This window comes from Streptococcus infantis (genome assembly GCF_019929575.1).
In the GTDB taxonomy this organism is placed as follows: Bacteria; Bacillota; Bacilli; order Lactobacillales; family Streptococcaceae; genus Streptococcus; species Streptococcus infantis_L.
Genome location: NZ_JAHZPU010000003.1, coordinates 14,642 through 27,654, shown reverse-complemented (window position 1 = coordinate 27,654; position 13,013 = coordinate 14,642). Strand labels below are relative to the sequence as shown.

Here is a 13,013-nt window from a genome sequence, read left to right as displayed (position 1 = left end):
CATTATGAAAAAAGATCAACACCAACTTAATTGGCTGATGGTTTCTCTAATCGCTTTCAATATGGTTTGGGGGCTAGGAAACGTCGTCAACAACTATTCTCAACAGGGAATTTCAGTCGTCGTATCTTGGATTTTGATCCTCGCACTCTACTTCATCCCTTATTCCCTCATCGTTGGACAACTTGGTTCTACCTTTAAGGAAAGCGGAAGCGGTGTTAGTGACTGGGTTGAAAAAACATCAACCAAACGTCTAGCCTACTTTGCTGCTTGGACCTACTGGGTTGTGCATATCCCTTATCTCGCACAAAAACCTCAAGGAATTCTGATTCCACTTGGATGGGCTTTGCAAGGTAACGGACAATTCCTTAAACAAATCGACATCCACTGGATCGTTATTCTCTGCTTGCTAATCTTTGGACTTTTCCTCTACCTTTCTACAAAGGGATTGGCAACTCTAAAAGTCATTGGTAGCTTGGCAGGAAGTGCTATGTTGATTATGTCTTTACTCTTTGTGCTTTTGGCTGTCGGTCTGCCTTTCATCAAGCCAGATATTCAGTTTGCGACACCGCACATGGATCAACTGAGCACCTACATTCCAAACTTTGATTTTTCTTATTTTACAACGATTTCACTACTAGTCTTTGCCGTTGGTGGTTGTGAAAAAATTTCCCCTTATGTTAATCAAACTCGCAACCCTGCAAAAGAATTTCCAAAAGGTATGATTGTCATGGCCATCATGGTGGGGCTCTCTGCTATCCTCGGATCAGTTGCCATGGGAATGCTATTTGATGGCAATAATATCCCTGAAGACCTCATGCGTAATGGTGCTTATCAAGCCTTCCAAATGTTAGGAAATTCTTGGGGAGTTGGAAACCTCTTTGTCGTAATCTACGCTCTTACAAACATGGTCGGACAAATCGCAGCACTTGCCTTCTCTATTGATGCACCATTACAAATCCTTCTCAATAATGCTGATGAGAACTATATCCCAAGCTGGCTTCGTAAACGTACTGAGAAAGGTGTCCTCATTAACGGTTACCTCCTTACAGGCGTCCTCGTTAGTCTTATCATCATACTCCCAATTTTTGGTATTCAGGAAATTGACGGACTTGTAAAATGGATGACCAACCTCAATTCGATCGTAATGCCAATGCGTTATCTCTGGGTATTCCTTGCCTATATGATGCTCAACCGTGCTTGGAAAACATACAAAAATGCCGAATACAAGTTTGTGAACAATCCTAAGCTTGGCTTTATTATCGGTACTTGGTGCTTCCTCTTTACTGCCTTTGCTTGTATCCTTGGTATGGTTCCAAAAATTAACTACGCTGAGAATCCAACTGCTTGGCAATTCTCTCTTCTTACAAACATCTTAACCCCAATTATTCTGATTGGATTAGGTGTGATTCTACCAGTACTTGCCAAAAAAGAACAAAAGAAACAAATCAAGTAAGTCTACTACTAGCTGGATAAAATCGCTTTTATCTTTGCTTACAAAAATTTTTTCAGCAAAAATCCCCTTGAACGTTACTGTTCAAGGGGATTTCTTTTTGTTCAATAGTCTATTTTTTACTTGGCCTCATACCAAGTTACGCCTTCATTTTCATCAGCAATGAGGGGCACACTGAGTTGAATGGCATCTTCCATGGTTTGTTTGACAAGTTTTTTAATAGCAGCTAATTCCGACTTAGGCACTTCAAGAACGATTTCATCGTGTACTTGTAGAAGCATCTTAGTCTGATAACCACCTGCAACCAAGGCTTTATCCAGCTGAATCATAGCGATTTTGAGAATATCTGCTGCTGAACCTTGGATAGGGGAATTGATCGCTGTACGTTCTGCAAAACCACGAATGTTAAAGTTACGTGAATTGATGTCTGGCAACTCACGGCGACGTTTGAAGAGGGTCTCTACATAACCTTTATCACGCGCTTCACGCACCACTTCATCCATGTAGTTTTTAATACCTGGGAAGCGTTCAAAGTAAGTATCAATATAGGCTTTTGCTTCCTTACGGCTGATGCCCAGATTATTAGACAAGCCAAAGTCTGAAATCCCGTAAACCACTCCAAAGTTAACCGCCTTGGCATTACGACGGTCATTCGGAGTCACATCCTCAGGACGTTCAATTCCAAAGACACGCATGGCTGTCGAGGTATGGATATCAGCTCCTTCTTGGAAGGCCTTAATTAAGTGCTCATCCTTAGAGATATGCGCCAAAACGCGCAACTCAATCTGTGAATAGTCCGAGCTGAGAAGGACACTGTCCTCCCACTCTGGCACGAAAGCCTTACGAATGAGACGACCTTGCTCCAAACGCACAGGAATATTTTGCAAGTTTGGATCGACACTAGACAGACGACCTGTCTGAGTCAAATCTTGCACATAGCGCGTGTGAATCTTGCCATCAGCTAAAATCCAGTCCTGCAAACCAATCACATAAGTGGATTGAATCTTAGCAATCTGACGGTAATCGAGAATTTTCTTGACGATTGGTGCAATAGGAGCTAGACGCTCCAATACATCCACGGCTGTCGAGTAACCTGTCTTGGTCTTCTTGGTATATTCGAGAGGGAGACCTAGCTTTTCAAAAAGCAATTCGCCAAGTTGTTTAGGCGAGTTGATATTAAATTCCTCACCAGCTAGGTCATAAATCTCTTGCGTCAGCTTTTCAATAACAAGCTCATTTTCAGCCTGCATTTCAAGCAAGGTTTCTTTTTTGACCTTGATTCCAGCGATTTCCATCTTAGCAAGAACAAAGGCCAGAGGCTGCTCCATTCCATAGAGAAGGTCTAGTTGCCCATTCTCACTTAACTTGTCAAGTAAAACAGGCTCTGTCTCAACCAATACAGCAACCTTACGAGCTAAGTGTTCCAAGAATTTCTCTCGCTCAGGAATAGCTTTCTTGACACCCTTACCATAGAAGGTTTCATCATCGACTAGGTAAGTTTGACCATAGAGACTAGCAATAGTTGAAATTTCATTATTCTCGACAGTAGAGAGAAGGTATTTGGCCAAACGACTGTCAAAAGCAGGAGCCTGCAAATTCAAACCAAAGCGATTTAAGAGAACTTTTGCTTTCTTAAAATCATACACTTTCAGAGCTGTTTTTTCTAGAAAATCCTTAAGAATCGGCTCCTGCAGAAGTTCCAGCTTATCTGTAGCATAGAGTTTGTCTCCGCACGACCAAGCAAAGCCAATCAAGTCATCTGTATGGTAGTTTTCTCCAAAGAGTTCAAAGTGGAAGATGGAGTCCGCACTTAGCATATCTTGACTGAATTTGTCAACCATAGTAAAGTCCAAACTCTCAGCCACATCAGCTGATGATACATTTAAAGCCTGCTTGAGTTGTTTGAAGCCCATCTCATCGTAGAATTTACCTAAGCTTTCCACATTTGGTCCGCTATAAACCAAATCATCCAGTCCAATCTCAATCGGCGCTTTCGTGTCGATGGTAGCCAGTGTTTTAGATAGGAAAGCTTGTTCCTTGTCGTTAATGAGATTTTCCTTCATCTTAGAAGCCTTCATCCCATCGATATTTTCATAAATACCTTCGAGCGAGCCATGTTCTAACAAGAGCTTGATACCCGTCTTTTCACCAATCTTGGTTACGCCAGGGATATTATCCGCCTTATCTCCCATGAGGGCTTTAAGATCAATGAACTGAGTTGGTGTGATGCCCATCTTTTCCATGAGATATTCTGGTGTAAATGCCTCAAACTCAGCTACACCTTTCTTAGAAATCTCAACCACTGTATGTTCATCTGTCAACTGGATCAAGTCCTTGTCTCCACTGACGATAGTTACGTCAAATGAATCCTTTTCAGCCAAACGACCCAGAGTCCCTATGATATCATCCGCCTCATACTGGGCTAACTCATAATGACGAATCCCAAGATGATCTAGCAACTCACGAATAAAAGGAAATTGCTCGCGAAACTCATCCGGAGTCTTAGCACGACCACCCTTATAATCAGCATACATCTCTGTACGGAAAGTCGTTTTACCCGCATCAAAAGCAACCAAGATATGACTCGGTTGAACACGCTCCAACAGGTGATTTAGCATCAAATGAAATCCATAGATTGCATTGGTATGTAGTCCATTGTCATTTTTAAAACGATCCAGTTGCTGGTAAAGTGCAAAAAATGCTCGGAAAGCAACTGAAGAGCCGTCAATTAGTAATAATTTTTTCTTGTCCATACATCCATTATAAAGGAAAGCAGAGAAAAATACCATTAGGAAGAGCCCAAATGCTGAATAACACTTATGAGGCTGGGTTTTCTACTCGAACTCCATCAGCATCAACTTGAAATCCATCGATAGTAGTATTTACTGCCAATTCTCCAGATGCATTTACATAGTAATGTTTTCCTGAAACCTGGAACCACTGACTGGTTTTCATAGCTCCAGAACTTTCCAGATAATACCAAATACCTTTATCCTTCAGCCAACCTGTCTGCATTTCACCAGATGACTTCAGATAATACCAATTCGAACCTTCTTTTAACCAGCCTGTCGTCATTCTACCATCAGCTTGCAAATGATACCAGTTCCCATTAATCTTCTTCCAACCGACTGCTTTTTGACCATTGTCATAGTAATACCAACTTGTTCCCTCTTTTTCCCAACCATTTTTAGAACTACTTGTTTTAGTTAAGGGGATATAGCGTCTGTTTCCACTTCGTGAAATATAACTAATCCATTTATATCCTTCTTTTTCAAAGGTTTGATCATAATGAACACTCTGTCCAGGTTCATAGTATTCAATAATAGTAGCTGTCAGTGTCGGCTGATCCATAATAGCTGCTTTTTCCGTAAAGTAATGTGTCCCACTAGAAGCTAGTAGAGACTGATGATGCCCTACACTAGCATTCCCAACATCTTTAAAATGAATAAAACCAGTCATAGAACTCGCTTTTACAATTCTACGATGATACGTTTCTGTATAATCGTAATTGTACTCCTCAATTTCAATCATGTCTCCAATCACGTTAGATACCCAAGCTACGTGACCATATTGCCCTCTTGTACTCCAAGCAATCGCACCAATTGCTGGTTGCTGGTCCACACGATAGCCTTCTTTTTGGGCTCGATAACCCCATTGATTGGCATTCCCATAAGCAGCTGGTAGCTCAAAACCATTGACGCTACTTAAACGAAAAGCAGCAAAAGAGGTACACTGTCCTGAGTACATGCGCCACTTATCAATTTTTTGACTTCCATTTTTATAATAATAGGGATAATCATCTCCTCGTGCCAGTGATCCATTGTTTGCCTGGTTGGCATGAACAGTTCCTCCACCAAACAAAAAAGCTCCTGCTAGTAATAGTGAAGCTGATCCTACAGCTGTCTTTCTGAGAAAAGTTCCCTTTTTATGTCCTGCTTTAGTAAATGTCATTCATTCTCCTTCAAATAATTAGATTTTTGAGGTTGACCTCATCTATATCATTCGAAAGAAAATAAAAAAAGTGAGAAATCTTCTCACTTTCATGATTATCCTTAATCCAAATAATGAATCAGGTTCTTTTCTGTTAAAATATCTGAATAGGTGAAAGATTCAACATAGACATTAGCCTGTTTGTCTCCTTCAACATTTCCAAACTCAACGATGAAGAGCGATGGATAAACCTCAATTAGTTTTCCTAAACGATTTTTTTGGCGTTTACGACCATTTTCTAAGGTCATTTCCACCACTTGTCCCTCATGCGCCTTAATCTCTTCTTTAATTTTTTTCATTTTAGCCACATCTGTAAATGCGTCTGTCATCTTGGTTCCTCCATCTTAGAAATACTTGAAAATTTATTATATTCTTTTTGGAAAATCAATTCTACCGTTCCGCGAGCACCGCTACGGTTTTTCTCGATAATCACTTCTACTTTATTATTTGGAATGCCTTCCTCCTCTTCACCACCGCGCTCATAATAGTCATCACGATAGAGAAAGGCTACGATATCAGCATCCTGTTCAATAGATCCAGATTCACGAATATCAGACAAAACTGGTCTCTTATCTTGACGTTGCTCTACACCACGAGAAAGCTGACTAAGAGCTATAACTGGAACTTTGAGTTCTTTTGCTAAGATTTTTAACTGACGGGAAATCTCAGATACTTCTTGTTGACGATTTTCTCGACCAGTCCCTGTGATCAGCTGAAGATAGTCAATCAAAATCAAGCCTAGATTACCTGTTTCTTGAGCCAGTTTACGAGAACGAGAGCGAATTTCTGTGATCCGAATCCCTGGTGTATCATCAATGTAGATACTTGCATTAGCCAGATTACCCTGAGCAATCGTATACTTGCGCCATTCTTCCTCAGTCAATTGACCTGTACGGATAGAATGCGACTCTACCAAGCCTTCCGCAGCCAGCATACGATCGACCAAACTTTCAGCACCCATTTCCAGAGAGAAAATAGCAACTGTCTTGTCTAATTTGGTTCCGATATTTTGCGCAATATTCAAAGCAAAGGCTGTCTTACCAACCGCAGGACGAGCTGCCAAAATAATCAATTCTTCCTCATGCAGACCTGTCGTCATGTGATCTAAATCTCGATAACCTGTCGCAATACCCGTGATATCTGAAGTCTGTTGCGAACGAGCTTCTAAATTCCCAAAGTTGATATTCAATACATCGCGAATATTTTTAAAGCCATTTCGATTGGCATTCTCACTAACGTCAATCAAGCCTTTTTCTGCACGAGCAATAATTTCGTCAGCAGGTTGAGAAGCTTCATAGGCTAGGTTTACAGACTCTGTCAACTTAGCAATTAGACGTCTAAGCATAGCCTTTTCTGCTACAATTTTAGCATAGTATTCCGCATTGGCAGAGGTTGGCACCGAATTGACAATCTCAACCAGATAAGACAAGCCTCCAATAGTTTGTAAATCACCCTGGCTATCTAGTATCGTCCGAACTGTGGTTGCATCAATAGCATCTCCACGATCAGATAAATCAACCATAGCCTGAAAAATCAAACGGTGAGCATACTTAAAGAAGTCCTGTGAATCGATATATTCTCGGACAAAAACGAGTTTAGTCTCATCAATAAAAATGGCTCCTAAAACAGATTGTTCTGCCAGGATATCTTGAGGCTGAACACGCAGTTCTTCAACTTCTGCCATCAGACTTTCCTTCCTTTTACAATATTGTCAACCAATCGTAAATTAAGCTTCCTTGACACGAAGATTGATTACACTTGTTACATCTTGATAAATCTTAACCGGAACATCAATCAAACCAACTGCTCGAATTGGTGATTGAACTTGAATGTGGCGTTTATCAATTTTAATACCAAATTGTTTTTGCAATTCTTCTGCAATCTTCTTGTTAGTAATTGACCCAAATGTTCGTCCGTCTGGACCAACTTTTTCGACAAACTCAACGATTGTTTCTTCTGCTTCCAGTTTTGCTTTAATTTCCTTCGCTTCTGCAAGCATCTCTGCATGTGCTTTTTCTTCTGATTTTTGCTTACCGCGCAATTCACCAATAGCTTGAGCTGTAGCTTCCTTAGCAAGGTTTTTCTTAATTAAAAAGTTTTGTGCATATCCAGTTGGCACTTCTTTAATTTCACCTTTTTTCCCTTTACCTTTAACATCTGCTAAAAAGATTACTTTCATTCTTCTGACTCCTTTTCTTTTGTTTCATTAAAAATAACTGTTTTCAGTTTATCTCCTGCTTCTTGCAGGCTCATATCTGTCAGACGTGCCGCAGCTAAGTTAAAGTGACCACCGCCACCTAACTCTTCCATAATTCGCTGGACATTGATCTTACTTCTGCTTCGCGCAGAAATGGAGATTGCTCCTTGACTATTCTTAGCAACTACAAAGCTGGCCTCTATACCAGACATGGCAAGCATAGCATCAGCAGCCTTACTAATAACAACCGTATCGTACTCTTTATCCTCCAAAGCTTGAGCAACCAGGATTGATGGCTGTACCATTTGCCCCTGCAAAATGAGTTCATTTACCAATCGATATTCTTCAAAATCAGTGGCTGAAATTTCCTGAATGACAATGCTATCACTCCCTCTCGTTCTGAGATAACTTGCAACATCAAAAGTTCGACTAGTTACCCGAGAGGTGAAATTTTTAGTATCCAGCATCATCCCTCCCATAAGAACACTAGCCTGAATACGACTCAAACGTTTCTTCTTAGAGTTTTGAAATTGAATCAATTCTGTTACTAGTTCACTAGCACTACTAGCTCCACTCTCGATATAGGTAATGACCGAATTATCTGGAAAATCTTGGTCACGACGATGATGGTCAATGACAATCGTCTGGGTAAACAAGTCATAAAACTCTTTGGATAAGGTTAAAGCTGTCTTAGAATGGTCAACCATCACCAACAAGGAGCGTTTGGTAACCATTGTCATCGCTTGATTTAAAGGAAGAAGTTTTGAAACACCCTCATCTTCCAAATAATTGACCGCTCGAGCGATATCTGGAGACAGCTGTGTAGGATCATAAACCACATAACTATCTTCTAGTACATTACTCGAAAACAACTGCATTCCAACTGCTGAACCAAGAGCATCCATGTCAAGATTCTTGTGACCAACAACAAAAACTCGATCGACACTTTTAAGTTTATCTGAGATAGCTGTCATCATAGCACGAGTTCGTGTCCGAGTTCGTTTAACAGATGCTGCTGAACCGCCTCCAAAGTAGATTGGATTTTTGGTTTCATCATTCTCTTTTACAACTACTTGGTCACCACCACGAACTTCGGCTAAGTTGAGATTGAGGAGAGCAACCTTCCCAATCTGGTCATGATTCCCATCACCATAGGAAACTCCTATACTCATCGTTAGTGGTAAATTCCGTTGCTTAGCTTCCTCACGAAAGGTATCAATTACAGAAAACTTATCCTGCATCAAGTGATCAAGTACAGTGTAATCAGTAAATAGATAAAACCGATCCATACTCACTCTACGAGAAAACATGGCATGTTTCCCAGCAAATTCTGAAACAAAATTTGCAACAAAGCTATTAATATGACTAATGTCTGATTCAGACGTTTCATTTTCCAAATCATCATAGTTATCAACTGAGATAATCCCGATTACCGGTCTACTTGTCACAAGCTCAGCAGTCGCCTCATACTCACCAGAAACATCAAAAAAGTATAAGACACCTGAATTTCTATCTAAATGCACTGCATAACGTTTCTCCCCAATAATGGCATAAGCCCCTGGAGTAGAAATCGAACTCTTTAAAATCTTTTGAAATTGAGGAAAATCAATTTCTCCATCCTCAGTTGTTAAAATTAATTCTGCATAGGGATTGAACCATTCAATCTCACTGCTGTTCATGTTTAATTTAACAACCCCGACAGGCATTTGCTCTAGGAGGGCACTCAAACTATCCGTAGCCTGATGATTGACATACTGGATTTGCTCGATATCCGTTTTTTTATAATATTTTCTCTGGAAATTAAATAGCAGAACATAGAATACGATAAATAAAAATAGACTTGCTATAGTGATAAGATTATCCTTTACTAACACAATCAAAATGGTCATAATCGTAAAGGTTACTATAGCAATCAGATACATAAAAAAGGGATTTATTTCATTTTTTTTCATTACAAACCTCTTGCGCATTATTATACCATAAATGTAGCCAAAATGCGACTTTTAAAGAGGAAACACTATTTTCAAATAATAGTAAAACATCCAAACTAAAAAGTGGTTTACACTAGTGTAAACCACTTTCAAAGACTAATTTTTTTGATTATTTAACTTCTAGAAGACCAATATCTCCATCTTCACGACGATAAATAACATTTGTTGTTTCATCTTCAACATCTACATAGATAAAGAAGTCGTGTCCCAATAAATCCATCTGTAAGATAGCTTCTTCCAAATCCATTGGTTTCAAATCAATTTGTTTTGAACGAACAACTTTTGGTTGTGCTACATCTAAGTCCTCAACTAAAGCATCTGTAAAGAGTTGACTTGTAGATACTTTATTTCTGTTCTTACGTTCAATTTTAGTTTTGTTTTTACGAATCTGACGCTCAATCTTATCTGTCACCAAATCAATAGAACCGTACATATCTTGAGAAATATCTTCTGCACGAAGAGTAATAGATCCAAGCGGAATTGTTACTTCAACTTTAGCAGTCTTTTCACGATAAACTTTCAAGTTAACACGCGCATCCAATTCTTGATCTGCTTGGAAGTATTTTTCGATCTTTTCGAGTTTAGAAACTACATAATCACGAATTGCTTCTGTTACTTCTAGGTTTTCACCACGGATACTATATTTAATCATATAAGTACCTTCTTTCTAAACATATTTGTTTTTCTAATTATATTATAACGCTTTCATATTTTTTTTGCAAACTTTTTCCTCATCTTGCGAGGGAAAAAGTTTTAATATTCTGACAACCAGCCTCTAAAAACATACTTTTAAGACGATTCAAGGTAGTTCCAGTTGTATAAATATCATCAAAGAGTAAGATATTTTCTGGGAGCTTCACTCCATCTTTCAACAAAAAGGGAAATTCTGCAAGTAAGCGATCCGATCGATTTTTTGAAGAACTAGCCTCCACTTCTTTTTTAACCAAAATATCCAGATATGTTAACCCTGTCTCCTTTATCAGGCCTTCAACTTGATTAAAGCCTCTGCTTTTTAAACGCTGGTCACTCAGAGGAACAATCACAATCTGATAGTTCTTATACTTCTTTAACTCTTTTTGCAATATCTCAGAAAATACCTTTCTAAGAAGATAATCACCATCAAATTTATAGCGACTAAAATATTCTTTCATGGCCTGATTATAGGAATAAAGAGCCACATGATCAACCTTTACACCTTTTTTACACCAAAATTGACAATCTTGACAGATGATTGACATTCCTTTTTTAAAACAAGTAGGACAATGATTACCACCAATACTCTCGAAAGACGAAATACAGGATTCACAGACTAGTTCCTCCTCCTTTTTAAAACAGAGCAAGTTAGTAAAAGTTATCTCTGTTTGTAAACTTTTACCACACAATAAACACTTCATACTCCTGCCTCTTGATTCATTTGTTTAATCTCCTTTATGGCTCTCTTAATGGACTGATTGAGTCCGTCATGGAAAAATATAAGTTCTCCAGTAGGACGATCCATGCTTCTTCCAACTCGTCCACCAATTTGTACTAAACTTGACTTGGTAAAGAGTTGATGATTGGCTTCCACCACAAAAACATCTACACGAGGGAAGGTAACTCCACGCTCTAATATAGTTGTGCTTATTAATATCGTCAACTCTCCATCTCGAAAGGCCTGTACCTGCTCTAATCGGTCTTCCGTAATTGAGGATACAAAGCCTATTTTCTCATTCGGAAACTTCTCCTGCAAAATTTCTTTTAGCTTTTCTCCCTTTTTAATCTCAGAGGCAAAGATTAGTAAGGGATAGGCCGTCTTTCTCTGTTTCTCAATGTAAAGTTTTAATTTTGGAGGTAAGCCATTTTTTTCTAAATATCTATTAAAATGCGATAACCAGATTGGCTTGGGAACAATGAGAGGATTTCCATGAAAACGACGAGGTAAACTGAGACGCTTTAACTCCCCTTGTTTAACTTTTCTATCTAACTCATCAGTTGACGTTGCTGTTAAAAATATTCTCAATCCGGTCTCCTTTACACAATTATTGACAGCATGGTAAAGTACAGGATTATCAACATAAGGAAAGGCATCCACTTCATCCACAATCAATAAATCAAAAGCTTGATAAAATTTTAATAGTTGGTGAGTGGTTGCTACAACTAAAGGTGTACGAAAATAGGGATCCGACTCCCCATGTAGTAGTGCAATCTCACATGCAAAATCATTTTGTAATCGTTTATGGAGCTCTAGGCAAACATCAATTCGTGGACTGGCCAGACAAACAGTTCCACCCTGATTTATCACCTTGGCAACAACTTGGTAGATCATCTCTGTCTTACCAGCTCCTGTCACTGCATGTACCAAGGTGGCCTCCTTCTTATCTACCGCCTGAAGGAGTCCTTGTGATACTCGCTCTTGAAATGGAGTCAGTTGACCTGACCATTTGAGTACATCTTGCTTTGGAAAACATTCTTGCGGAAAGTAATAGAGTTTTTGATCACTTCTTATTCGCTTCATAATCAAGCATTCTCGACAATAAAAAGCACCAACAGGCAAATGCCATTCTTCTTTTATCTGACTACCACAACGCTGACAATATTGTTGGCCCTTCTCTTTTTTTATGGATGGAATTTGTTTTGCTAGTTGTCTCTCCTCAAAACTTAATTCTTGTTCCGTAAAAAGGCGACCGAGATAATTTGGATTTACTTTCATATTTCTTTATTCGTAAAATGTAGAACTTTACGCTATTTTTTAGTACAATAAAAATATGGAATACAGAACTATAAAAGAGGACGGACAAGTCCAAGAAGAAATCAAAAAATCACGCTTTATCTGTCATGCCAAGCGTGTCTATAGTGAAGAAGAGGCTCGTGATTTTATCACAGCTATCAAAAAAGAACACTATAAAGCGACCCACAACTGCTCTGCCTTTATTGTCGGTGAACGTAGTGAAATCAAGCGAACCAGTGATGACGGAGAGCCTAGTGGAACTGCTGGTATTCCTATGCTAGGAGTTCTGGAGAATCACAACCTTACTAATGTCTGTGTGGTAGTTACTCGTTATTTCGGCGGTATTAAACTAGGGGCTGGTGGTTTGATACGCGCTTATGCTGGTAGTGTTGCCCTAGCAGTTAAAGAAATTGGCATTATTGAAATCAAAGAGCAGGCAGGGATACAGATTCACATGACCTATGCCCAGTATCAAGAATATGGGAATTTTCTTAAAGAGCATAATCTCATAGAATTAGAGACAAACTTTACAGATCAAGTTGACACTATGATTTTCATTGATAAAGAAAAGAAAGACGGTATCAAGGCTGATCTCATTGAATTTTTCAATGGAAAAGTTACTCTAACTGACAAAGGTTTACGTGAAGTTGAAGTACCTGTAAACCTATCGTAAAGAAA

At 39.1% G+C, this 13,013-nt stretch carries 11 protein-coding genes; 2 read left to right on the top strand and 9 right to left on the bottom strand.

From position 1 onward, the window contains the following. Positions 1–4: 4 nt before the first annotated feature. The gene (locus K1I67_RS01985; protein WP_223140384.1) at positions 5–1,453 is read left to right on the top strand and encodes an APC family permease; all 1,449 of its coding nucleotides are present in this window, start codon (positions 5–7) and stop codon (positions 1,451–1,453) included. Positions 1,454–1,569: 116 nt separating this feature from the next. On the opposite strand, the gene polA is transcribed toward K1I67_RS01985, so the two are convergent. The 9 genes from polA to K1I67_RS01940 form a co-directional block, all read right to left on the bottom strand. Further along, complete coding sequence (polA, locus tag K1I67_RS01980) at positions 1,570–4,203, bottom strand: DNA polymerase I (protein WP_223338562.1); 2,634 nt, start codon at positions 4,201–4,203, stop codon at positions 1,570–1,572. A 64-nt stretch (positions 4,204–4,267) separates the two neighbouring features. Beyond that, entirely contained in the window at positions 4,268–5,401 is a 1,134-nt protein-coding gene (locus tag K1I67_RS01975) for an N-acetylmuramoyl-L-alanine amidase family protein (protein WP_223338561.1), read from the bottom strand. 101 nt (positions 5,402–5,502) lie between these two features. Beyond that, positions 5,503–5,769 (bottom strand): Veg family protein, encoded by a 267-nt coding sequence (locus K1I67_RS01970; RefSeq protein ID WP_000128621.1) that lies wholly within the window; start codon positions 5,767–5,769, stop codon positions 5,503–5,505. After that, positions 5,766–7,124 (bottom strand): replicative DNA helicase, encoded by a 1,359-nt coding sequence (dnaB, locus tag K1I67_RS01965; protein ID WP_000852500.1) that lies wholly within the window; start codon positions 7,122–7,124, stop codon positions 5,766–5,768. Before dnaB ends, K1I67_RS01970 begins: the two co-directional genes overlap by 4 nt. 42 nt (positions 7,125–7,166) lie before the next feature. Continuing rightward, a complete protein-coding gene (gene rplI, locus K1I67_RS01960) occupies positions 7,167–7,619 on the bottom strand; it encodes a 50S ribosomal protein L9 (protein WP_000864204.1) in 453 nt (150 codons plus the stop codon). Further along, positions 7,616–9,589 carry a DHH family phosphoesterase gene (locus K1I67_RS01955; RefSeq protein WP_223338560.1) on the bottom strand — a complete coding sequence of 658 codons (1,974 nt, stop codon included), beginning with the start codon at positions 9,587–9,589 and terminating at the stop codon, positions 7,616–7,618. Before K1I67_RS01955 ends, rplI begins: the two co-directional genes overlap by 4 nt. A gap of 148 nt (positions 9,590–9,737) precedes the next feature. After that, positions 9,738–10,280 carry a ribosome hibernation-promoting factor, HPF/YfiA family gene (hpf, locus tag K1I67_RS01950; RefSeq protein WP_045762429.1) on the bottom strand — a complete coding sequence of 181 codons (543 nt, stop codon included), beginning with the start codon at positions 10,278–10,280 and terminating at the stop codon, positions 9,738–9,740. A gap of 79 nt (positions 10,281–10,359) precedes the next feature. Continuing rightward, entirely contained in the window at positions 10,360–11,022 is a 663-nt protein-coding gene (locus tag K1I67_RS01945; protein ID WP_223338559.1) for a ComF family protein, read from the bottom strand. Beyond that, positions 11,019–12,317 (bottom strand): DEAD/DEAH box helicase, encoded by a 1,299-nt coding sequence (locus K1I67_RS01940; RefSeq protein WP_223338558.1) that lies wholly within the window; start codon positions 12,315–12,317, stop codon positions 11,019–11,021. Before K1I67_RS01940 ends, K1I67_RS01945 begins: the two co-directional genes overlap by 4 nt. Positions 12,318–12,372: 55 nt before the next feature. Between K1I67_RS01940 and K1I67_RS01935 the strand changes: the two genes are divergently transcribed. Continuing rightward, positions 12,373–13,008, top strand: coding sequence for a YigZ family protein (locus tag K1I67_RS01935; protein WP_070458162.1), 636 nt, complete (start codon positions 12,373–12,375; stop codon positions 13,006–13,008). Positions 13,009–13,013 lie beyond the last annotated feature (5 nt).

Coding starts and splice junctions, on each gene's coding strand:
- hpf (WP_045762429.1), bottom strand. CDS start 10,280: ATGATTAAATATAGTATCCGTGGTGAAAACCTAGAAGTAACAGAAGCA.
- K1I67_RS01955 (WP_223338560.1), bottom strand. CDS start 9,589: ATGAAAAAAAATGAAATAAATCCCTTTTTTATGTATCTGATTGCTATA.
- polA (WP_223338562.1), bottom strand. CDS start 4,203: ATGGACAAGAAAAAATTATTACTAATTGACGGCTCTTCAGTTGCTTTC.
- K1I67_RS01945 (WP_223338559.1), bottom strand. CDS start 11,022: ATGAAGTGTTTATTGTGTGGTAAAAGTTTACAAACAGAGATAACTTTT.
- rplI (WP_000864204.1), bottom strand. CDS start 7,619: ATGAAAGTAATCTTTTTAGCAGATGTTAAAGGTAAAGGGAAAAAAGGT.
- K1I67_RS01935 (WP_070458162.1), top strand. CDS start 12,373: ATGGAATACAGAACTATAAAAGAGGACGGACAAGTCCAAGAAGAAATC.
- K1I67_RS01970 (WP_000128621.1), bottom strand. CDS start 5,769: ATGACAGACGCATTTACAGATGTGGCTAAAATGAAAAAAATTAAAGAA.
- K1I67_RS01975 (WP_223338561.1), bottom strand. CDS start 5,401: ATGACATTTACTAAAGCAGGACATAAAAAGGGAACTTTTCTCAGAAAG.
- dnaB (WP_000852500.1), bottom strand. CDS start 7,124: ATGGCAGAAGTTGAAGAACTGCGTGTTCAGCCTCAAGATATCCTGGCA.
- K1I67_RS01940 (WP_223338558.1), bottom strand. CDS start 12,317: ATGAAAGTAAATCCAAATTATCTCGGTCGCCTTTTTACGGAACAAGAA.
- K1I67_RS01985 (WP_223140384.1), top strand. CDS start 5: ATGAAAAAAGATCAACACCAACTTAATTGGCTGATGGTTTCTCTAATC.